This is a genomic window from uncultured Amnibacterium sp., from assembly GCF_964250715.1.
Lineage (GTDB): Bacteria > Actinomycetota > Actinomycetes > Actinomycetales > Microbacteriaceae > Amnibacterium.
Map to the genome: position 1 here is coordinate 152759 of NZ_CAXUGX010000002.1, position 19458 is coordinate 172216.

At 70.4% G+C, this 19458-nt stretch carries 21 protein-coding genes and 1 tRNA gene; 10 read left to right on the forward strand and 12 right to left on the reverse strand.

Features of this window, described 5'->3' with window-relative positions; translation table 11 throughout:
- The first annotated feature begins 427 nt into the window (after positions 1-427).
- Positions 428-1579, forward strand: a complete 1152-nt coding sequence (locus tag ACFE7H_RS03565) for an SLC13 family permease (protein WP_375399941.1) — start codon at positions 428-430, stop codon at positions 1577-1579.
- A gap of 23 nt (positions 1580-1602) precedes the next feature.
- On the opposite strand, the gene ACFE7H_RS03570 is transcribed toward ACFE7H_RS03565, so the two are convergent.
- The 3 genes from ACFE7H_RS03570 to ACFE7H_RS03580 all read right to left on the reverse strand — a co-directional run bounded on the left by ACFE7H_RS03570 (position 1603) and on the right by ACFE7H_RS03580 (position 3813).
- Positions 1603-2634 carry a cation diffusion facilitator family transporter gene (locus tag ACFE7H_RS03570; protein WP_375399837.1) on the reverse strand — a complete coding sequence of 344 codons (1032 nt, stop codon included), beginning with the start codon at positions 2632-2634 and terminating at the stop codon, positions 1603-1605.
- The gene (locus tag ACFE7H_RS03575) at positions 2631-3020 is read right to left on the reverse strand and encodes an ArsR/SmtB family transcription factor (RefSeq protein ID WP_375399838.1); all 390 of its coding nucleotides are present in this window, start codon (positions 3018-3020) and stop codon (positions 2631-2633) included. The genes ACFE7H_RS03570 and ACFE7H_RS03575 overlap by 4 nt, the downstream gene beginning before the upstream one ends.
- Positions 3021-3117: 97 nt before the next feature.
- Entirely contained in the window at positions 3118-3813 is a 696-nt protein-coding gene (locus ACFE7H_RS03580; protein ID WP_375399839.1) for a hypothetical protein, read from the reverse strand.
- 186 nt (positions 3814-3999) lie between these two features.
- Between ACFE7H_RS03580 and ACFE7H_RS03585 the strand changes: the two genes are divergently transcribed.
- From ACFE7H_RS03585 to ACFE7H_RS03595, 3 genes are all read left to right on the forward strand, one after another.
- Positions 4000-4698, forward strand: coding sequence for a response regulator transcription factor (locus ACFE7H_RS03585; protein ID WP_375399840.1), 699 nt, complete (start codon positions 4000-4002; stop codon positions 4696-4698).
- Complete coding sequence (locus ACFE7H_RS03590; protein WP_375399841.1) at positions 4695-6194, forward strand: sensor histidine kinase; 1500 nt, start codon at positions 4695-4697, stop codon at positions 6192-6194. Before ACFE7H_RS03585 ends, ACFE7H_RS03590 begins: the two co-directional genes overlap by 4 nt.
- 107 nt (positions 6195-6301) lie before the next feature.
- A complete protein-coding gene (locus ACFE7H_RS03595; RefSeq protein ID WP_375399842.1) occupies positions 6302-8113 on the forward strand; it encodes a DUF563 domain-containing protein in 1812 nt (603 codons plus the stop codon).
- Between the two features lie 9 nt (positions 8114-8122).
- On the opposite strand, the gene ACFE7H_RS03600 is transcribed toward ACFE7H_RS03595, so the two are convergent.
- Genes ACFE7H_RS03600 through ACFE7H_RS03610 form a run of 3 tightly spaced genes read right to left on the reverse strand, consistent with a single transcriptional unit; the run spans position 8123 to position 10609 of the window.
- Positions 8123-8788: a sensor histidine kinase gene (locus ACFE7H_RS03600; RefSeq protein ID WP_375399942.1), complete on the reverse strand. Its 666-nt coding sequence runs from the start codon at positions 8786-8788 to the stop codon at positions 8123-8125.
- Positions 8789-8792: 4 nt separating this feature from the next.
- On the reverse strand, positions 8793-9929 hold the full coding sequence (locus tag ACFE7H_RS03605) for a sensor histidine kinase (RefSeq protein ID WP_375399843.1): 1137 nt from the start codon (positions 9927-9929) through the stop codon (positions 8793-8795).
- On the reverse strand, positions 9926-10609 hold the full coding sequence (locus ACFE7H_RS03610) for a response regulator transcription factor (protein ID WP_375399844.1): 684 nt from the start codon (positions 10607-10609) through the stop codon (positions 9926-9928). The genes ACFE7H_RS03605 and ACFE7H_RS03610 overlap by 4 nt, the downstream gene beginning before the upstream one ends.
- 183 nt (positions 10610-10792) lie before the next feature.
- On the opposite strand from ACFE7H_RS03610, the gene ACFE7H_RS03615 reads away from it, so the two are divergent.
- From ACFE7H_RS03615 to ACFE7H_RS03630, 4 genes are all read left to right on the forward strand, one after another.
- Positions 10793-11506 (forward strand): hypothetical protein, encoded by a 714-nt coding sequence (locus ACFE7H_RS03615; protein WP_375399845.1) that lies wholly within the window; start codon positions 10793-10795, stop codon positions 11504-11506.
- Positions 11507-11603: 97 nt separating this feature from the next.
- The gene (locus ACFE7H_RS03620; RefSeq protein WP_375399846.1) at positions 11604-12404 is read left to right on the forward strand and encodes a hypothetical protein; all 801 of its coding nucleotides are present in this window, start codon (positions 11604-11606) and stop codon (positions 12402-12404) included.
- On the forward strand, positions 12401-12754 hold the full coding sequence (locus ACFE7H_RS03625) for a winged helix-turn-helix domain-containing protein (protein ID WP_375399847.1): 354 nt from the start codon (positions 12401-12403) through the stop codon (positions 12752-12754). The genes ACFE7H_RS03620 and ACFE7H_RS03625 overlap by 4 nt, the downstream gene beginning before the upstream one ends.
- A 122-nt stretch (positions 12755-12876) precedes the next feature.
- A complete protein-coding gene (locus tag ACFE7H_RS03630; RefSeq protein ID WP_375399848.1) occupies positions 12877-13434 on the forward strand; it encodes a hypothetical protein in 558 nt (185 codons plus the stop codon).
- 204 nt (positions 13435-13638) lie between these two features.
- On the opposite strand, the gene ACFE7H_RS03635 is transcribed toward ACFE7H_RS03630, so the two are convergent.
- From ACFE7H_RS03635 to ACFE7H_RS03655, 5 genes are all read right to left on the reverse strand, one after another.
- Positions 13639-14265 carry a DedA family protein gene (locus ACFE7H_RS03635; protein WP_375399849.1) on the reverse strand — a complete coding sequence of 209 codons (627 nt, stop codon included), beginning with the start codon at positions 14263-14265 and terminating at the stop codon, positions 13639-13641.
- 94 nt (positions 14266-14359) lie between these two features.
- A complete protein-coding gene (locus tag ACFE7H_RS03640) occupies positions 14360-14902 on the reverse strand; it encodes an FMN-binding protein (RefSeq protein WP_375399850.1) in 543 nt (180 codons plus the stop codon).
- An 11-nt stretch (positions 14903-14913) separates the two neighbouring features.
- Complete coding sequence (locus ACFE7H_RS03645; protein ID WP_375399851.1) at positions 14914-16308, reverse strand: ferric reductase-like transmembrane domain-containing protein; 1395 nt, start codon at positions 16306-16308, stop codon at positions 14914-14916.
- On the reverse strand, positions 16305-17069 hold the full coding sequence (locus tag ACFE7H_RS03650; RefSeq protein WP_375399852.1) for an FAD:protein FMN transferase: 765 nt from the start codon (positions 17067-17069) through the stop codon (positions 16305-16307). The genes ACFE7H_RS03645 and ACFE7H_RS03650 overlap by 4 nt, the downstream gene beginning before the upstream one ends.
- A gap of 400 nt (positions 17070-17469) precedes the next feature.
- Positions 17470-17543 (reverse strand) — tRNA-Leu (locus ACFE7H_RS03655).
- 150 nt (positions 17544-17693) lie between these two features.
- Here ACFE7H_RS03655 and ACFE7H_RS03660 point away from each other — a divergent pair.
- The gene (locus tag ACFE7H_RS03660; RefSeq protein ID WP_375399853.1) at positions 17694-18263 is read left to right on the forward strand and encodes a LemA family protein; all 570 of its coding nucleotides are present in this window, start codon (positions 17694-17696) and stop codon (positions 18261-18263) included.
- Positions 18264-18296: 33 nt separating this feature from the next.
- A complete protein-coding gene (locus tag ACFE7H_RS03665) occupies positions 18297-19181 on the forward strand; it encodes a M48 family metalloprotease (protein WP_375399854.1) in 885 nt (294 codons plus the stop codon).
- A gap of 10 nt (positions 19182-19191) precedes the next feature.
- Here ACFE7H_RS03665 and ACFE7H_RS03670 read toward each other — a convergent pair whose 3' ends face one another.
- The gene (locus tag ACFE7H_RS03670) at positions 19192-19392 is read right to left on the reverse strand and encodes a DUF2795 domain-containing protein (protein WP_375399855.1); all 201 of its coding nucleotides are present in this window, start codon (positions 19390-19392) and stop codon (positions 19192-19194) included.
- Positions 19393-19458: the final 66 nt, after the last annotated feature.

A 19458-nucleotide genomic window follows, 5' to 3' on the forward strand; every position in this document is an offset into this window, starting at 1 on the left:
CGGCCTCGATCCGGGCCGGATTCGCCCTCACTCCTCGATTCCTCCTGAATTCTTCGATATCCAGGCAGATTTGACAGCTCGGATGTCGAGCAGGTCGCCGAGGCCTCGGGTTCATGCACGTGCACCCCTGCCGGGCAGACCTGCGTCGCGGGACCGTCGGCGTGCCCGCGACGCCTCCGATCTGACAGGCTCGGCGTGTGACGACGGCGTGCTGCACCCCGTCCTCGTCCCCTCAGCTCGCAGCGACGACCTGCTTCGAAGTCACCCGGACGCCGCTCGCACTCATCGCCGGCCTGAGCCGCACGTCGCAGGCGAGAGCGCGCAGCCGCCATCTGCTGTCCGAAGAACTCAGGACGATTCGAGGGCCCGGTCCAGATCCGGACCGGATTCGCCTTCGTTCGTCGATTCTTCCTGAATTCCTCGGATCCTGATGCTGGCCGTCGTCGGTGGCGTCCTGCTTCTCGCGGGTGCGCTCGCGGTGCTCACCGGTGTGCTGCCGCTCGACGCGGTGGTCGCGCTCGCCGACCGGACCGTGCCCGTCCTCGGGTTCGTCGTCGCGATCACGGTCGTGGCCGCCCTGGCGGCGGAGGCCGGAGTCTTCGCCTGGATCGCGGACGCGGCGGCGCATGCGGCGCGCGGCCGTGGTGCGGTGCTGTGGTTGCTCGTCGTCGCGGTCGCGGTGCTGTCGACGGTGTTTCTCTCCCTCGACACCACCGCGGTGCTGCTGACGCCCATCGTCGTGACGATGGCGCGGCGGGTCGGCCTGCCGCCGATGCCGTTCGCGCTGACGACGGTCTGGCTGGCGAACACCGCATCCCTGCTGCTGCCGGTGTCGAACCTGACGAACCTGCTCGCCGAGTCCGCACCGGCACTGCGCGGCCGCAGCTACGTCGCGCTGTCAGCGCTTCCAGCCGTCGTCGCCGTGGTCGTTCCGGTGCTCGTGCTTGCGGTCGTGTATCGACGCTCGCTGACCCGGCGCTACGCCGCGCAGCCCTGGTCCGTACCGGCGGACCGCCGCCTGCGCACCGTCGCCGCCGTCATCGTCGCCCTGCTGGTTCCGGCGCTGGTCTCCGGCCTGCCGGTGTGGATACCCGCCTCGGCGGCGGCGCTCGTGCTCGTGATCGTCTTCTCGTGGCGCCGACGGACGGCGCTCCGGTTCGGCCTGCTGCCGTGGCAACTGGTCGTGTTCGTGTGCGGCCTCTTCCTGACGGTGGCCGCGGTCGGGCGGGTGGGCGCGACCGCCGTGCTCGAGGCCGTCGCCGGCAGCGGCGACTCGCCCGTCGCCCTGCTGCAGGTCGCCGGAGTGGGGACGGCCGCTGCGAATCTCGTCGACAACCTGCCCGCCTACCTGCTGCTCGAACCGGTGGCTGAGAGCCCGGCTCGGCTCATCGCGCTGCTCGTCGCGGTGAACGCCGGATCCCTGATCACCCCGTGGGCGTCGCTTGCGACCCTGCTCTGGCAGCAGCGCCTCGCCGCGATGGACGTGCGGATCTCCTGGTGGCGGTTCGCCGGACTCGGCCTGATCGTGGCGCCGCTGACGGTCGGCGCCGCGACCCTCGCCATTGGCGTCACCCGTTGATCTGCCCGTCGGGCGCGACCGGCTCAGCGGGAGACGGGCCGGATAGTGATGTCGTCGATGGTCCGCAGGTGGCCCCGGACCTCGTGCTCCGCCTCCGCCGCGATGGCTTCCGCGGTAGTGAGCGGCAGGTCGCCGACAAGGATGGTCGCGTCGCCCTGCAGGCGATGGCCGGCCCAGCGCAGGCGCAGGGAACGGAGTTCGAGCACGCCCTCGACGTGCGCGATGGCGTGTTCGGCGGTGTGGAGCAGGTCGGGGTCGATGCCGTCCATCAGGCGTCGTCCGATGCTGCGGACGGTGCCGATCAGCAGCAGGAAGATGGCGACGGCGATCACGATGCCGACGATCGGGTCGGCCAGGGGAAAGCCGAGCCAGACGCCGGCTGCGCCCAGCAGGACCGCGAGCGAGGTGAACCCGTCCGTGCGGGCGTGCACTCCGTCGGCGACGAGGGCCGCCGAGCCGATCCGTCGGCCGACTCGGATGCGGTAGATCGCCACGGACTCGTTGCCCGCGAAGCCGATGAGGCCAGCCAGCGCGAGCCAGCCGAGGTTCACCGGTGTGTGCGGATGCAGCAGCCGGTCCACCGACTGCCAGGCCGCGACGATCGCGGACAGCAGCACGACGACCACGATGAAGAGCCCCGCGAGGTCTTCGGCTCGCCCGTACCCGTAGGTGTACCGGTGGGACGGTGGTCGACGGCCCAGCGCGAACGCGATCCAGAGCGGCACCGCCGTGAGCGCGTCGGAGAAGTTGTGGACCGTGTCGGCCAGCAGCGCCACCGACCCGGTCACGGTCACGAGCACGAGCTGAATCAGCGACGTCGCCAGCAGGACGACGAGGCTCACCTTGAGTGCGCGGACGCCGTCGCGGCTCGCTTCGAGCGCGTCGTCCACCGAGTCGGCGGCATCGTGGGTGTGCGGCACGAACAGGTCGTGCAGGAACCCGCGGACGCCGCCCCGGTGTTCGTGGCTGTGCTGATGGTCGTGGTCGTGGTCGTGGCCGTGTTCGGGCTCGAGGTCGTGCGGATTGCCGGAGGAGCTGCCGATCGGGTCGGTCATGCCCGGGTGTCGTGGCGGGTCGGGGCCGCCCCGTCGACCGGGTGGTGGTGGCGGGGCACGTCGTGCAGGGCGTGCTCGGCCTGATAGATGCCGTCGACGACCAGTCGTGAAGCGTGTTCGTTGGCCAGCTTGTAGAACACCTGGTTGCCGTGCTGCCGTGTGCTCACCATCCGTGCCATCCGCAGCTTCGCCAGATGCTGCGACACCGCCGTGGCAGGCCGCTCCACGATCGCCGCCAGTCGGTTCACCGGCAGCTCGTCCGCCTCCCGCAGCGCCAGCACGATGCGGACGCGGGTCGCGTCCGCCAGCAGCGAGAACACCTCGACCGCCAATTCGACGTACTCGCTGCTGGGGACGCGACCACATGTCGTCGAATCTTCGCTCATGCGCAGATTGTCACACAGCAGCGTCGACCGCGGGGCACCCTGCGCCCTGCGCCCTGCACCCCGCGCTCACGGTCGTGGGCGCAGGGCGCAGGATCGGTCAGGATCCGGAGGGCGCCGGGGCCGACGGAGCGACGCTCGGGGCTGCCGGCGCCGTGCTGGGCTTCTTCCCATCCGCGCCCGGGGCCTTGCCTGCGCCCGGTCCCTTGCCTGCTGCGCCCGGCGCCTTCGCGGGCGGTGTCGCTCCGGCAGCGGGCGGTGCGGGGCGCTCGGCACCCGGGCCGGCGGCCCCGTCCTTCGCTGCAGGCGCGCCCTTGGGCGCATGCGGGGCCTTCGGACCCGGATGACCCGCGGGCGGCACGGGCTTTCCCACGGTGACGACGCTGGCATCCAGGGTGGTGCCGTTGCTGTCGACGGTGCCGGTCGCGTCCACGTGCTGGCCCGCGGTGAGTGCGCTCGCGGTGGCGGCGGTCGCGTTCTTGGTGATCTTGGCCCCGTCCTCCAGGTGGACGGTGCGGGTGAATCCCTCCTTGTCGCGGACCAGCAGGGTGTCACCGGCGAGGGAGAGCACCGAGCCGCCGATGTGCGGCTGGTGGCGCGGGGCGCCGGCGCCCGCGCCGGCGGGATCGGGCGCGGCGGTCGTCGCTCCGCCGGTCGCGCTGCCCGAGGAGGACGGAGCGGGGCTGCTGGCGTCGGCGGCGAAGGCGGCCGCCGCACCGACGCCGGTGAGGCCGACCGCCGCGATGCCGGCCGCGGCGAGCAGCACGCGCTTCTTGGTGGGCTGTGGTTTGTTCATGAGGTGTCGCTTCTTCCGTCGCTTCTGTTCCCGTGGGCCGAGGCGGGTGCGTCGGCTGTTCCAGGGCACAGCCCCGGACTGAAGCCGACCTGAAGCGGCGGCCGCAGGGCAGATTCTTCAGGTGTGCTTCAGCGATTGCGACACGTCCTTCAGGTTCGCTTCAGCGGATGCGCGGACGGTGGTGGCATGGCTTCGGATGCGGCGCGCGTGCTGGTGATCGAGGACGATCCCCTCATCCGCGCATCGGTCGCCGCGGCCCTGACGAACGAGGGCCATCTGGTGCGGGAGGCCGGGGACGGCGACGGACTGCAGGCACTCGTGGAGCAGTTTCGGCCCGACCTGGCCCTGGTCGACGTGATGCTGCCCGGCGCCGACGGCATCACGCTGGCTCGGCGACTGCTCCGCACCGGCGACATCGCCGTGATCTTCCTCACCGCCCGTGACGGGGTCGGCGATCGCCTCGCCGGGTTCGGCGCCGGTGGCGACGACTACATCGTCAAGCCGTTCATCACCGAGGAGTTGCTCGCGCGCACCCGGGCCGTCCTGCGCCGCCGCGGTCGCGTCGCGGACACGATCGACCTCGGCGCGCTGATCGTCGACGAGGGCGCCGGAGTGGCGGTCGTGGGCGGCAGTGCGCTCGACCTGACGGCCACCGAGTTCCGACTGCTGCTGTTCCTCGCCCGGCACCGCGGCCGCATCTGGTCCAAGACCCAGCTGCTGACGCAGGTGTGGGGGTACGACGATTACGACCCGAACCTGGTGGAGGTGCACGTCAGCGCCCTGCGCCGCAAGATCGAGCAGCACGGACCGCGAATGCTGCACACGGTGCGCGGCCTCGGCTACGTGCTGAAGGCCGCGGAGGCGGACGCGGCCGACGCGGCATGAAGACCCCGTCGTTGCGGCGGCGCGCCGTCGTGGTCTCGCTCGCGGTGCTGGCCGCCGTGCTGCTGTTGGTCGGCGTCTTCGTCGACGTCGCCCTGGGCGGCATCCTCCGCGCGGAGCAGCGGCAGCGGATCGAGTCGGTCGCCACGCTCGCCACGCAGCTCGACGGCACGCTCGACGCGCAGGATCTCGCCGACCGGCTGACGATTCCCGGCGTCACCGCGACCATCCGAACCGCCGGCGACGTGGTGGTGGGCGTGCCGAAGCGGCCGAAGAAGGGCGATCGGCCCGCCCCGCCGGCGCCACCCGCATCGGCGACGACGCCGTCGGCGCAGATCCAGCAGCAGGGCGGGCAGCTCGTCGCCACGCAGACGCTGCGCGACGGCGCGGAACTGACCCTGACGGCCGACACCGGCACGATCGACGCCGCCCTCGCCCGGTTCCGCCTGCTGATGGCGGTCGGCAGCGCTGCCGCGCTGGGGATCGCCGCGCTGCTGCTGCGGGGGCTGCTCGGTCGGGCGCTGCGTCCGCTCGACGCGCTCGCCCGCGCTGCCCGGGCGACCGCGCACGGCGACCGCGGCCGACGTCTGGCTCCGCGCGACCCGACCACGGATCTCGGTCGTGCGGCCGCCGAGTTCGACGCCATGCTCGAGGACTTGGAGGGCGCCGAGCGCGCCACGGCCGCCGCCCGGGAACGGCTGAGCGCCTTCCTGTCCGACGCCTCCCACGAGCTGCGCACCCCGCTGGCCGGACTGGCCGCCGGCGCCGAACGCCTGCTGCTCGACGCCGGACCCGACCGGGAGGCCGTCGCCACCGATCTGGTCCGCGAATCCCGGCGAGCGGGCCGCCTGGTGGACGACCTGCTGCTTGTTTCGCGCCTGGAGCACCTCGATCTCGACCTGCACCCCGCCGATCTCGCCACCCTCGCGGCGGCGGCGGCCGGCCGCGCCGGTCGACTGCCGGGAGCGCACCCGATCGCGGTCGTCGACGAACGACCGCACCCGTCGGCGATCCTGGCCGATCCGATGCGCATCGAGCAGATCCTCGCGAACCTGCTGCAGAACGCCCAGCGCGCGGCCCCGTCCGGCAGCACGCGCATCCGAATCGGCCGGGCGACCGACGGCGGCTCGACCGTCACGGTCAGCGACACCGGCCCGGGCGTGGCCGGCGAGGCACGCGAGGCGATCTTCGAACGGCTCGTGCGACTGGATCCGGCCCGCTCCAGCACCACCGGCGGCGCCGGACTCGGCCTGCCCATCGCCCGCGGCCTGGCCCAGGCGCACGGCGGCGACCTGGTGTGCGTCGACCCGGGCCCGGGCGACCTGCCGGGCGCCGCCTTCCGACTGACCCTGCCCGCCACCACCGAGCCCACTCCCGCGGCTGCGACACCCCCGACACCCGGAGCACGACAGCAGGACAGGGTCCCGACGGCAGGTTCCAGGTCGACAGGGGACCTGCTCACGGCACCTGGTCCTGCTGTCGTGCTGGATGCGACGTGATCTGACTCGAGTCGACCAGCAGCACGCCCTCGCCGACGTGCTCGGCGGAGCACACCGGCGGACTGTTTCTTCGATCGATCTGAGTGCGCTGTGCGCATCGTCGGACCATGCAGCGTGCGTCGGATGGGGTGCGCGGCTCGGCCTCTCGGGCACTGCTGGCCCGGGCACTGCTGGTCCGGGCACTGCCTCGCTGGTCGGTGCGAGGGGAACGCGCGTTCCTGCGACACCTCGCCGCCAGCCTTCCCGCCGACGCCGAGGCTCCGAAGCACGTCGTGATGCTGATCGACTCCGATCTAGGGCTGGTCAGAGCGATCGCGTCCGCGTATCCGCAGAGTTCGGTGCACGTGTTTTCGGTGCAGCCGGTGCAGCGCAGATCGGTGCTGATTCCCCCGAACGTGCGGATCACGCCCGCCGAGAACATGTCCGCCGTGCACGAGGCCATGAAGCTGCTCGGCACGATCTCGTTGATCGTCGACGGGCTGGAGGCCGGGCATCCGCTGCAGGTTCCGGCTCTGCGAGAGCTGATCTACCACCTCCGCTCGGCCGGCACGTACTGCATCCGGCGGATGGGAGCGGACGTGAGGGATGTGGTTCGACGCCTGGGCGCGCTGAACGAAGAATTCGATCTGTCGGTGCGCGAGCAGTCGTCGATTCGTGCTGTGGGCGCCATCGCGCAGAAGGATCCGACGGGACCGGTGGCGACCAGGCGGGTCGCGGCGGCGGCCGGGCAGATCGTCCACGTGGGCAGGTCGGTGTTCATCCGCAAGCGCTTCCTGCACCTGCTGAAGATGCGGGAGGAGGCAGTGACACCGACGTTCATCGAGCATCGGGCGCGGACCTGGCTGCACGAGCGGACTCTCGTCTCCGGCCGCCCCTTCGTCTCCCGCGCGACCGTTCGAGTCAACCGGCCCGAGCTGGCGCGCCGGTTCAGTCCGGCCTTCGACCTGCCGTCGATGAAGTTCCGCAGCTACGACTTCGTCACCTGCACGCCACGGCAGATTCTCAGTCGAGGAAACCTCCTGCTGCCGGAGACCTTCCGCCTGAGTCGACGGCGGTACCTGAAGCACGACTTCCTGCTCGACGTCGATGCCCGCTTCGCACAGGTCCCCGGCAGTCTGAAAGACCCACCGACGCTTCGCGGCGCCTACTTCTATCTCGACTGCGAGTACCCGAGCGTCTACGGCCACCTGCTGACGGACATGGTCGGCAGGTTGTGGGGGTGGGAGCTCGCACGGGCGGAGGACCCGAGCGTGCGCCTGTTGATCTCCAGTCGCCGCCGGGACGAAGGACGGCTGCCGGGGTGGATGCTCGAACTGCTGACCGCGTACGGGATTCCGGAGTCGTCGGTGACGGTGCTGGATCGCACGTCGGTCGTCGAGCGCCTCTATTCGGTGACTCCCCAGTTCGTCAACTTCGCCTACGTCGACCCCGCCGTCGAGCAGACCTGGCAGCGACTGCTCGATCGGCTGGTACCCACGTCCATGGAGCGCACGCCGACCAAGCTGTTCGTCACCAGACCGCGCGGCACAGCCCGGACGTGCCGCAACGCGGACGAGGTCGAGGCGCTGTTCGCCGGATACGGGTTCGCCGTCGTCCGCCCGGAGCTGCTTCCACTCGCGCAGCAGGCGACGCTGTTCAGGAACGCCGAGGTGGTCGCCGGGTTCGGCGGCAGCGCGATGCTGAACACCGTGTTCGGGCAAAGCCCCAAGCGCAAGCTGGTCCTGAATCCCGCATCGCACAGCGCGATCAACGAGTATTTGATCAGCAGCGTGCTGGGCGACGAGATCGACTACGTCTACTCCGACGCGGAACTCGCCGGCGTGCCGGGAGCATCCCGGCGGGAGCGATACCAATCCCCGTACTCAGTCGACCTGGACCGCGACGGCGCACTGCTGCGGGACTTCGCGCGTGCCTCGTGACCCGCCCGGTCACCCCGGCGGCTTCGTGGACGGCGCCGTCGACGGCATCGTGACGACGAAGACGGGATGCTCGGTCGAGGTGAGCGCGATGTCGCCGCCGGCTGTTCGAGCGAGTCGGCGGGCGAGCGCGAGCCCCAGTCCGGCACCGGGGCTGTCGGCGCCGCGGACTCTTGGGTCGAAGAGGTCGTCCACCGGAACGCCGACGGGTGGGCCGTCGTTGGCGATCGAAACCCGGACCTCGGAAGCGTCGGACTCGACGGCGACCTCGACACGGGCGGACGCATAGCGGAACGCGTTGTCGAGGATGGGCGTGAGGATTCGCTCGACCAGTTCCTGGGGGACCGCGACGGACGACGGCACCGAGCGCACCTGCACATCCAGGTCGGCGCGACGCTGTCGATCGAGCACGCTGCCGACCGCCGCGACGACGTCGGCGCGAGCGTCGGTACCGACGCGTCCCCGGGCGACGTCCAACAGCAGGGTCATCGCGGCGCTCATCTCCTGCGAAGCGGCGGCGATCCGTTCGAAGCGGGCACGATCCGCACCCTCATGCAGGGACGCGCCGAGCTGCGCTTCGCCCTGCACGACCGTGAGCGGTGTGCGCAGCTCGTGGGCGAGCTCGGTGCGCGCAACGCCTCCTGCACGACTCGGCTGATCTTGGGGTCGTCCTCGCAGAGGCCTATCCGAGCCATCGGCCTGCCGTCCGCTCCGGGCTGGGTGGTGCCGGGTCGGGTGCTGGCGCGCTGGGTGTCGTCGGGTCGGGTGCTGTCGGGAGCGGTGGTGTGGGGTCGGGTCGTGCCGGGCGGGGTGCCGTCGGCAGGGTGAGACGCATCGTCGTCCCGGCCGTCGAGGTCGACTCGACGGTCACCGACCCTCCGGCTCGAACGGCGACGTCGCGAACCAGTGCGAGTCCGATCCCGAAGCCGCGTCGGCCCGACGGCGGAGCGCTCGTCTCGGATCTCGCGAACCGCTCGAAGATGCGGCGCGGCTCGACGCCCGAGATCCCGGTGCCGCTGTCGCTCACCGTCACCTGCAGCAGGCCGTGGCCGACCAGGGCTGCGAGCGCCACCTCACTGCCGTCCGGCGCGTGGGCGACCGCGTTGTCCAGCAATGCGACCAGACAGCGGCGGAACGATGCCTCGGCCAGCGCGACCCACGCCGCCTCGTCGACGACGGCGTCGAGGTCGGTCGTGAGGGTGATTCCGCGCGCTCCGGCGATCACCGCCATGGATTCGACCGTCCGCGCGACCGCGCCGCTCACCTCGCAGGTCGCCGGGCCGTCGGGGCTTCCGGCGGCCGCGATCAGCAGATCGGTCACCACGTCGTTCAATGATCGGGAGTCGTTGCGGAGTGCCGCGAGCAGTGCGACCCGGCTCGCCGAGTCGTCGTGCGTGCGCTGCAGCAGCTGCAGTCGGGCGTCGAGGATCGACAGCGGGGTGCGCAGTTCGTGGCTCGCGTCGGCGACGAACTCCCGCTGCAGGCGCAGCGCCTCACCGAGCGGGCGGACCGCGCTTCGCGACACCAGCCAGCTGGCCACGCCGGCCAGCGCGACCGTGACCGCGCCGAGCACGACCAGTGCCGTGACGACCTCGTGGCCGTCGACGTAGATCTTGTCCTGCCCGGGCAGCGACTTCTCCAGCAGTTCGGCCGGCCGCGACTGGTCGACGATGAACCCGACCGCGAGGGCCAGCACGATGAGGACCAGGGCCGTCGAGACCGCGGTGATCCGCAGGGCGACGATGCGGGAGGCCCGTCGGACGGCGACGGAGTCGCTGTCGGATGGTCCGCGGTTCCGCGCCTGGGCGCGCCGAGTCACGGGCTTCCCAGTCGATATCCGATGCCGCGCACGGTATGGATCATGTCGCGGTCGGTCTTGCGCCGCACGTAGTGCACGTAGGTGTCGACCAGGCCGAGATGGTCGCTGCTGTCGAAGACCCGCCGGAGTATCCGCTGCCGGGAGAAGGCTCGACCCGGTTCCGCGGACAGCAGTTCCAGCAGGTCGTTCTCCTTCTCGGTCAGCGTGATCCGGCCGACGTAGGGGGAGTGGATCATGCGCGAGCGGGGATAGAACTCCCACTGTCCGATCGTCACTCCGGGCCCCTCCACCGGGAACGTCCGCTGAATCGCCCGCAGTCGCGCGAGCAGCTCGTCGAAGTCGAAGGGCTTCACCAGGTAGTCGTTCGCACCGGCATCCAGTCCCGCGACGCGATCCGAGACCGTGCCCAGCGCGGTCAGCACCAGGATGGGGACCGGGCTGCCCGCGGCGCGCAGCGACTGCACCACCTCCAGGCCGGACAGGCCGGGCAGCCGGCGATCGACGACGAGCACGTCGAACTCGGTGGACAGGGCCTGCCGCAGGCCCTCCGCTCCGTCTGCGACGAGCACGACCTCGTAGACCTCGCTGAGGACGTCGCGTGCGATCGGCCCGAGGGTCGGATCGTCCTCGATGAGCAGCAGGCGGCCTTGTGGCGGCGGGGGCTGGCGCGGCTCCTTCATCCGACGCTCACCTCCGATGCCCATATCCCTTGCCCGCTCACGATGCCCGCGTGCGGTGTCCGTGTGCGATGCCTGCGGCCATCCAACGCGACAGCCTGACCGACCGGCTCGAAGAACCCGCTCAGACTCGTCGGATCGATCCCGTTCATGTGCGTTGCAGGCGCGGCGCACCAGCATCCGACGATGACCCGTTTCCTGACACTCCCATCGCACCCGCAGGATCAGGAGGACGCACCTCCGGCGCCGGGGATCGCGTTGGTCTGCATCGTCGTCTCGGACGCCGATCCGCTTGCCGAGATGGTCTTCGAGATCCGGCCGCGGTACCCGGCGCTGTTCGTCCTGCTGATCGATCAGTGCCCGGGAGACGCTCCGGAACCACTCGTGGACTGGTTCGCGGACCACGACGACCACATCGGGGTCCTGCGGCCGCCGGATGCGGAACCAGCGGATGCCGGACGAACGGATGCGGGACGAACGGATGCCGGACGAACGGATGCGGGACTGGCCGGCCTGCAGTGGGCCCTGGACCACGACTTCGACGTCGTGGTCCAACTCGACGCGGCCGGCGAGTACCACCCCGAAGACATCGGCCGGCTGCTCGACGCCGCGGAGCGTGCCGATCTGGTGCTCGCTGAGCGCACCTGCCGTCTCACCCGAGACGCCGAGTTGTCGGGCTGGGCGCTGCCGCTCGCCCGTCGGCTCTTCGCCCGGTTCGTGCTGAACGTACCGACGCACGATCCTGGAACCGGCCTCAGGGCCTATCACGCAGCAGCGCTGCGTCTGCTGCAGAGCTCGACGATGGAGCAGGTCGGAACCGCTGCCCGCATGGAGCTCACGCTGCGCGCCCACGAGCAGGGGTGCACCGTGCGGGAGATCGCAGCCGGACTGCGCGTATGAGCGCCACCACGTTGTTGTCGACGCAGTTTTGCTCGGGATATGGGCGCCTCCCGCATTCTCGGACGATTCTTCGGACCGGCCCGGCACCATGCTGCCCGTGACTTCGATCGCCTCCGCGGGCTCATCCGGCGCCGTCGCGCCGCTTCGCCGACTGAGCCGAGTGCCTCAGCCGTCTGCGTCGTTCTGGCTGGTGAAGGTGCTGACGACCGGGATGGGCGAGACGACCTCGGACTATCTGGTGCGGACGTTCGCACCAGAGCTGGTGGTACCCGTCGCCGCGGCTGTGCTCGCGGCCGTGCTGCTGCTGCAACTGCGGTTGCGTCGATATCACCCGGCGATGTACTGGACGACCGCGCTGATGGTCAGCATCGTCGGCACCATGGCCGCCGACGTGCTGCACGTCGGGTTCGGGCTGCCCTACCTCGCCTCGGTGATCGGCTTCGGCATCCTGCTCGCGGTCGTCTTCATCGCCTGGCGTCGAGCCGAGGGCACGCTGTCCGTGCACGACATCACCACCGGTCGGCGTGAACGCTTCTACTGGGCCGCCGTGATCACGACCTTCGCGCTCGGCACCGCGGCAGGGGACCTGACCGCATCCACGCTCGGACTCGGATACCTCGGGTCCGCCGTGCTCTTCGCCGTGGCGTTCGCCGCTCCCGGAGTTGTCTACGCCCTCGTTCGACGTGGTCCGGTCGTCACATTCTGGATCGCGTATGTGCTCACCCGGCCGCTCGGCGCCTCCGTCGCGGACTGGTTCGCCGTACCGACCCCGCGGGGCGGGCTCGACCTCGGCGCCGGACCGGTGAGCCTCTGTCTGCTGGCCGTCTTCGTCCTCGCCGTCGCGCTGCTCTCCAGACGCGGCCGCCCGTCCTCGCGCCGCCGTCGCCACCTCGCATGACCGTCGATCTCCATCTCCGCCGCCGTCGGGGTGCCCGTGTCCGCACCATCGCGGTCGACTCGGGCGAGCATCGCGTCCTGCGCCTCGACACCGTGCTCCGCATCCTCTCGGCATCGGGTCGAGGGCGCGTGCTGACTCCGAACGAGTTCCGGATCGTCATGGCCCTGCTGGATCGGCGCGGCCAGGTCGTGCGACGCGACGAGGTCGTCGCCCTCGCGTGGTTCCCGGGCGCCGCCGTGCGGAGCGCAACGCTCGACGCCTACCTCCACCGCATCCGGTGCCATCTGGAGGTGCTCGAGGCGGACCTCACGATCGAGACGGTCCGTGGGGTGGGCTGGGTGCTGCACTGAGCACTGAGCACTGACCATCGAGCACAGGGCGGCCGGCAGGACGCAGTCACATTCGGTGCAGGTGCCGCGCAGCACTCTGAGGTCATGAACCTCGACACGATGCGACCGCCCAGCAGTGCGACGTGGTCGTGATCAGCGTGGTGGGAACGCTGTTCTCGGACAACCTCGTCGACGGCTACGGCGTCCCGCTCGCCGTCTCGACCGCCGCCTTCGCGGTGTGTCTCGCTGCGACGTTCCTGCTCTGGTTCCGGGCCGAGCACACCCTGTTCATCCACTCGATCATCACCCGCCGCCGCGAAGGCTTCTATTGGACGGCGATCCTGTTCGCGTTCGCGCTCGGCACCTCCGCCGGCGACTGGTTCGCGGAGGGCATGGGCCTCGGCTACCTTCCGTCGGCGCTGATCTTCGCGGCAGTCATCGCCGTCATCGCCGTCGCGCGGTTCGGGTTCAAGCTGAACGCGGTCGCGGCATTCTGGGCCGCGTACGTGATGACGAGGCCGCTCGGCGCGTCGATCGGCGACCTGCTCTCCCAACCGGCCAAGAACGGCGGCCTGGGGTTCGGCACGACGTGGGTCAGCGACGCCTTCCTGCTGATCATCGTCGGGGGGATCGTCGCCTTCACGGTGCGGCGGCGCACCGCGCAGGTCGTCGAACCGCTTTCGGCGTCCGCCGTGGGTTGACGGGGCGGGAGCACGCAGACGGCGACCAGGGCGGTGAGGGGCACAGCGATCAGAGGTCGAATGTGTCGGGCGCGGCGTGGAGCCCGAGGGTCATCGGCCGACAACCCGAGCACGACAGCAGGACTGGGTCCCGATAGCAGGTTCGTGGTCGACGGTGGACCTGCTGTCGGGACCTGGTCCTGCCGTCGTGCTGGAACCCTGCACTCACTCCGCCTCCGCCTCCGCCCCCGCCTCCGCTGCCCGGCGCCTGCTGCGTCGCCGCAGCCCGGAGATCACGAGCGGCAGCACCGAGACGGCGACCAGGACGGTGAGCAGCACATCGATGTTGTCGGCGATGAACGGCACTCCGCCCAACAGCGATCCGAGCACCGTGACGCCGACCGCCCAGGCGAAGCCGCCTGCCACGTTCCACGGCACGAAGCGCCGGTATGGGTAGCGAGCGCTTCCCGCGGCGAGGGGCACGAACGTGCGGACGACCGGGACGAAGCGCGCCAGGAACAGCGCCCGGCCGCCGTACTTCTCGAAGAACTGCTCGGTCTCTCGCAACCGGGAGGTCTTCAGCACGCGAGCATCGTCCTTGAACATCCGCGTTCCCCAGCGTGACCCGATGAGGTATCCGACCTGGTCGCCCGCCACCGCCGCGATGAAACCGACCAGGGCGATCGCCGCCACGGTCAGCCCCAACTGCTCGTGCAGCAGCCCCGCGGACACCAGCAGCGAATCGCCGGGCAGGAAGGGGAAGAGCAGCCCCGACTCGATGAAGACGACCGCGGCGATGACGGCGAGTGCCCACGGTCCGGAGTCGCCGAGGAGGGCGCCGATGTCGATCACCCTCGAAGTGTCCGGACGGAGCCCTCAGAATCCGAGAAGGTTCCGGCGTCCTCGGGCGCGGACGCCCGAAGCGATCGGCGGGATCCGATGCCGATCAGTGCCCGCGGAGGTTCGCGTCCGCGGATGCCAGGTCGGTGTTCGCCTTCGAGCCGTCCGAGGCGACGAATCCGGCCTTGTCGAGCGCTGACTGCAGTGACGCCTCGTACGCGTTGCTGGTGTAGGTCGCACCGCTGACGGCGTCGACGGCTGCGGTCTGGTTGCTCAGCACCTCGCTGCGGAGGGCGGGCATGGCCGCCTGGCTGATCTGGGCTGAGCGCGGGTCGCCGTTGTTGTACTCCAGGACGGTGACATCGGTGATCTTCCCGTTCTTTATCGTCGCCCTGATTTGGGTGTTCCCATAGCGGTCGGTCTCCACAGCTCCGGTGACGGTGGTGCTGCCCGCAGCCGAGGATGCGCTCGACTGCGGGGCGGACGAACCGGAGGGGCCGAGGGAGGCGGGGGAGGAGTCACCGCTGCCGGCGGCGGACCCGGACCCGGTCTCGGACCCTTCGATGCTCGATGCGGGCAGGGGCTTGAAGAGCAGGACGCCCGCAGCCCCGATGAGCGTGGCGGAGACGACGATCGGTGCGCGTCGCATGGCTTCTCCTTTCAGAAGACGAACGACTCGAAGTGGATGCGGTCGGCGGGAACGCCTGCGCGGCGGCACTCGGTGGCGACCGCGGTGGTGAACGTGGTGGGCCCGCAGATGTAGACGTCACGTCGGTCGATGTCGGGCAGCGCTCCGCGGAGTCTCGACGCGTCGATGGTCACCTGATCGCGGGACCCGAGCGCCTCGAAGACGGTGCCGCCCCGGCGGCCGACCTCCGCGACGAGCTCCTCATGGAGCACCAGGTCGTCCCGGGTGCGGGCTCGGAGCAGCACGGCGACGTCCGCGTGTTCGTCGAGGTCCTGCAGGATGCTGATGAGGGGCGTCACGCCGACGCCGGCGCCGACGAGGAGCACCTTGGTATTCACGGCCGCGTCCGCCGTGAATCGCCCATACGGGCCCTCGATGAAGACGGGCGTACCGATGGGCATCGTCGCGAGGTCGCGGCTGTGGTCGCCGAGGTCCTTCACGGTGATCCGCATCCGGTCGCGGTGCGGCACGTGGGAGAGCGAGAACGGGTGCGCCTCCCACCACGCCCCGCGGGCGAGGAAGCGCCACTGGAAGAACTGACCGCCGGCGACGGGCAGCCGGTCCAGCCGGCGCCCCTCGAGGACGACGGAGACGACGTCGGCGTTCTCCCGCACCACCTCGGCGACGCGGACTCGGTGACGCAGCGAGCGGACGACCGGCACGGCGAACCGCCAGTACCCGACGGCGGCGAGCAGGGCGAGCCAGATCGTGGTCCACCAGAGGGTCGCGAGCGGGTGCCCGGCGAACGACGCACCGCTGTCGACCTGGTGGGCGAAGGCGAAGAGCAGTGCGAGGTACGTGTACAGGTGGATGCTCCACCACGTCTCGTACTTGAAGCGCCGGCGGGCCCGCTTGTAGGAGGTGATGCCGGCCATGAAGAGCAGCACGGTGGCGACGGCCGCTCCGAGCATGCCCTGGTAGGTGAGGATCAGCTCCCACAGCTGCGCGAGGATCCCGGTCTCGGCCAGCCCTGCATAGCCGACGGTGATGAGCACGACGTGGGCGAGCAGCAGATAGAGCCCCCACGGGCCCAGCCTGCGGTGCCACCGGATCAGCCGGTCCTGACCGATCGCGCGCTCCAGCGGGCCGATCCGAGACGACAGCGCCACGGTCACCGCCATCGCGTACCCCGCGAGCAGGCCGGTCATCCGGCCCGCGGCGGTGATGAGGCCGGGGACGGAGCTGATGCTCTGCATGGATTGGGCGGAGATGCCGAGTGCGATCGTGACGCCGAGCCCCAGGCCCGCGAGGGCCGCGAGCAGGTCGACGATGATCGGCCGCCCTCGTGGCGGCAGGCTGCGGGCACGGTGGGTGTGCTGAGGGATTGACGAGCTCACGATGTCGGGAGCGAGGCCGGTGGCGGTCATGCTGCACCGACCGGATCGGTCTGGCGGACGGTGGTGATGGAGACACCGTGCACGGTGGTCGGGAAGCCGCCGGTGGCGGTGACGCGCCCATCCGCCCAGATCGTCATCGACTCGCAGTACGGGATCGCGGCGATCCAGCCGGGGCCGTCGATCCCGAGCGCGAAGGCGGCGGTGGAGCAGGCATCCGCGTGTCCCAGGTCGCGGCCGACGACGGTGACGGAGACGGCCGCATCGCACGCCTCGCCGGTGGCGGGATGCACGATGTGTCCACCTCGTTCGTACGTACCGGAAGTGGCGACCGCCAGGTCCGCGCCGCTGACGACGGCCGCGAGTGCGCCGCGCTCGAACGGGTGCTGCACACCCACCCGCCACGGGCGCCCGGGCAGCGGCGCACCCGAGGTCAGCACGTCTCCGCCAGCATTGATCGACCAGTCGGTGCAGCCGTGCCGACGCAGGATCGCCGCCGCCCGCTCGGCGGACCACCCCTTCACATAGGCGGAGGGGTCGAAGACACCCGCGCGCCACTCGTCGAACGCCCCGCCGCTCAACGCTCCGATGGAGTCGCAGACCCGGATGATGTCGGCCAACTCGGGGGAGCGGTCCTCCTCCGGGATCTCGCCGCGACCATGGCGACACGTCTCACTATCGGGGCGGTAGGGGCTGAACCGACGGTCCGCCTCATGGAACCAGGCGACCGCTTCGGCGATCGCCGCACCGTGATCCCCGGCACCCCGGAGGTCGAGCGACAGGACCGTGCCCATCACGCGCTCCACGCACAGAGATCGTCGGGACTCAGCAAGCATGGGCACAGCCTGTTGGCCCGCGCTCGGTCCCGCCAACGCGCCGCCTATGCGTTCTCCATGACAGGAGACGCCCGCGCTGACCGGAGCCACCCCTCCCCGGGCCACCGCGTGCGCTGGCGTGGGAGAGCACGACAGCAGGTCAGGGTCCCGACAGCAGGCTCCTGGTCGACAGGGGACCTGCTGTCGGGACCTGGTCCTGCTGTTGTGCTGGAGCAGTGCCCTCGCAGGGATTCGACTCCCACCGCACGGCCGTCACACCGCTGCGCGGTGCGCCGGAACCGGCGGCGGGGCCCACCGAGGGGTTCGAATCGGCACACATCACGAGTCCACGAGCCGCACGAGGCGACTCGCGGACTCGTGCCCTCGCAGGGATTCGAACCCTGACTGGAGCGATTTTAAGTCGCCTGCCTCTGCCGGTTGGGCTACGAGGGCCGGATGGAGTCGCTACGGGAGATCGTCTCACCCACGCGACGGGAAGGCGTCGGCGCACAGGCTGATCGCCGCATCCGGACTGGCACCGCGGCCGCTTGGAGACGCGTGCGATTCCGGCGGACGGCGAGTATCGGTGGTTACCCTGGCGCGATGGGCGCAGTGTGGATTCCGATCGTCGTCATCGTGGTGCTGCTCGTCGTGCTGGGGCTCTACCTGTGGGTCACGTACAACTCGATCGTCACGCTCAAGGTGCGGGTCGACGAGGCGTGGAGCGACATCACCGTGCAGCTGAAACGCCGTGCGGATCTGATCCCGAACATCATCGCCTCGGTCAAGGGCTACGCCAGCCACGAGAAAGAGGTCTTCGAGGCGGTGACGAAGGCGCGGGCGGAGTCGATCTCGGCCACGACTCCGGTGGAGGCCTCCGCCGCCGAGAACCACGTGCAGCAGGCGTTGAAGTCGGTGTTCGCGGTGGCGGAGGCGTACCCGCAGCTGCAGGCCAGCCAGAACTTCCTGCAGTTGCAGAGTGAGTTGGTGGACACCGAGGACAAGGTGCAGGCGTCGCGCCGCTTCTACAACGGCGGGGTCCGTGAGTTCAACACCAAGATCCAGGTGTTCCCGAACAACATCTACGCCCGGCGCCTGGGCTTCACGCGCCGCGAGTTCTTCGAGGTCGCGGACGTGGCGGCCATCGCGGAGCCGCCGCGCGTGCAGTTCTGACCTCGGTGCCCGCGCAGGTCTGACGCGCCGCCCGTGTACCGCGCGATCGCCCGGAACAAGCGGAGCACCGTCGGCATCTTCGCCGTCTTCTTCGTGATCCTCGGCGTGCTCGGCTTCGTCGCCAACAGCTTGTACGCCGCTCCCGGCACCTACTCGGTGTTCGTTCTGGTGCTGGTCGGTGCGGCGCTCTATGCGACGATCCAGTACTTCGCGGCGGGCCGGCAGGCCGTGGCGATGAGCGGCGCGGTGCCGATCCAGCGGTCGGACGAGCCGCGGCTCTACCGGATCGTGGAGAACCTGTCGATCACCACAGGTACCCCGATGCCGGCGGTGTATGTGGTGCCGGATCCGGCGCCGAACGCCTTCGCGACCGGGCGGGATCCGGCGCACGCGATCGTCGCCGCGACGACCGGACTGCTCGAGCTGATGGACGACGACGAGCTCGAGGGCGTGATGGCCCACGAGCTGAGCCACGTGCGCAACTACGACATCCGGGTCTCGCTCGCGGTCTACGGTCTGGTCGTCGCCGTCGGACTGCTCAGCGATCTGCTGATCCGCGCCGCCTTCTTCGGCGGACGCGACCGAGACCGCGGCGGTCCGATCGTGCTGATCGTCGGCATCGTGGCGATCGTCGTCGCCCCGATCGTCGCATCGCTGGTGCAACTGGCCATCAGCCGGCAGCGGGAATATCTGGCCGATGCGACGGGCGCGCTGACCACGCGCTATCCGGAGGGGCTCGCCCGCGCGCTCGCGAAGCTGGAGACGAACGGCGGGCCGCTGCGCCGCCAGAACACCTCGATGGCGCACCTGTGGATCACGAACCCGCTGCGGCCGGGCCTACTGGCCGGCCTGTTCAGCACCCACCCGCCGATCGCAGACCGCATCGCGCGGCTGCGGCGCATCGGCGGGGAGTTCTGAAGCGTTCCGGTCAGCTGTTGGAGTCGCTGACCGCCTTGCTGATGGCGGTCGGGGCGTCGTATTCGCCGTCCGGAATATTGCCGAGGGCGGTGAGCACCGGCTCGTCGGCGCCCTTGTCCTTGGCGGTGGACAGGATCGTCTCCTTGGTGACGGGGTAGTCCATGCCGCCCAGGAACTTCTGAATCTGGATGGGGTTCGGGAAGTCGGCCACGGTGGTGGCTCCTCTCTGTCGGTGACTCCAGTTGATCAGGCGGTCCTTGGGAGTTCGCCTCCTGGT

Coding starts and splice junctions, on each gene's coding strand:
- ACFE7H_RS03570 (WP_375399837.1), bottom strand. CDS start 2,634: ATGACCGACCCGATCGGCAGCTCCTCCGGCAATCCGCACGACCTCGAG.
- ACFE7H_RS03575 (WP_375399838.1), bottom strand. CDS start 3,020: ATGAGCGAAGATTCGACGACATGTGGTCGCGTCCCCAGCAGCGAGTAC.
- ACFE7H_RS03580 (WP_375399839.1), bottom strand. CDS start 3,813: ATGAACAAACCACAGCCCACCAAGAAGCGCGTGCTGCTCGCCGCGGCC.
- ACFE7H_RS03585 (WP_375399840.1), top strand. CDS start 4,000: ATGGCTTCGGATGCGGCGCGCGTGCTGGTGATCGAGGACGATCCCCTC.
- ACFE7H_RS03590 (WP_375399841.1), top strand. CDS start 4,695: ATGAAGACCCCGTCGTTGCGGCGGCGCGCCGTCGTGGTCTCGCTCGCG.
- ACFE7H_RS03595 (WP_375399842.1), top strand. CDS start 6,302: ATGCAGCGTGCGTCGGATGGGGTGCGCGGCTCGGCCTCTCGGGCACTG.
- ACFE7H_RS03610 (WP_375399844.1), bottom strand. CDS start 10,609: ATGAAGGAGCCGCGCCAGCCCCCGCCGCCACAAGGCCGCCTGCTGCTC.
- ACFE7H_RS03615 (WP_375399845.1), top strand. CDS start 10,793: ATGACCCGTTTCCTGACACTCCCATCGCACCCGCAGGATCAGGAGGAC.
- ACFE7H_RS03625 (WP_375399847.1), top strand. CDS start 12,401: ATGACCGTCGATCTCCATCTCCGCCGCCGTCGGGGTGCCCGTGTCCGC.
- ACFE7H_RS03640 (WP_375399850.1), bottom strand. CDS start 14,902: ATGCGACGCGCACCGATCGTCGTCTCCGCCACGCTCATCGGGGCTGCG.
- ACFE7H_RS03645 (WP_375399851.1), bottom strand. CDS start 16,308: ATGACCGCCACCGGCCTCGCTCCCGACATCGTGAGCTCGTCAATCCCT.
- ACFE7H_RS03650 (WP_375399852.1), bottom strand. CDS start 17,069: ATGGGCACGGTCCTGTCGCTCGACCTCCGGGGTGCCGGGGATCACGGT.
- ACFE7H_RS03660 (WP_375399853.1), top strand. CDS start 17,694: ATGGGCGCAGTGTGGATTCCGATCGTCGTCATCGTGGTGCTGCTCGTC.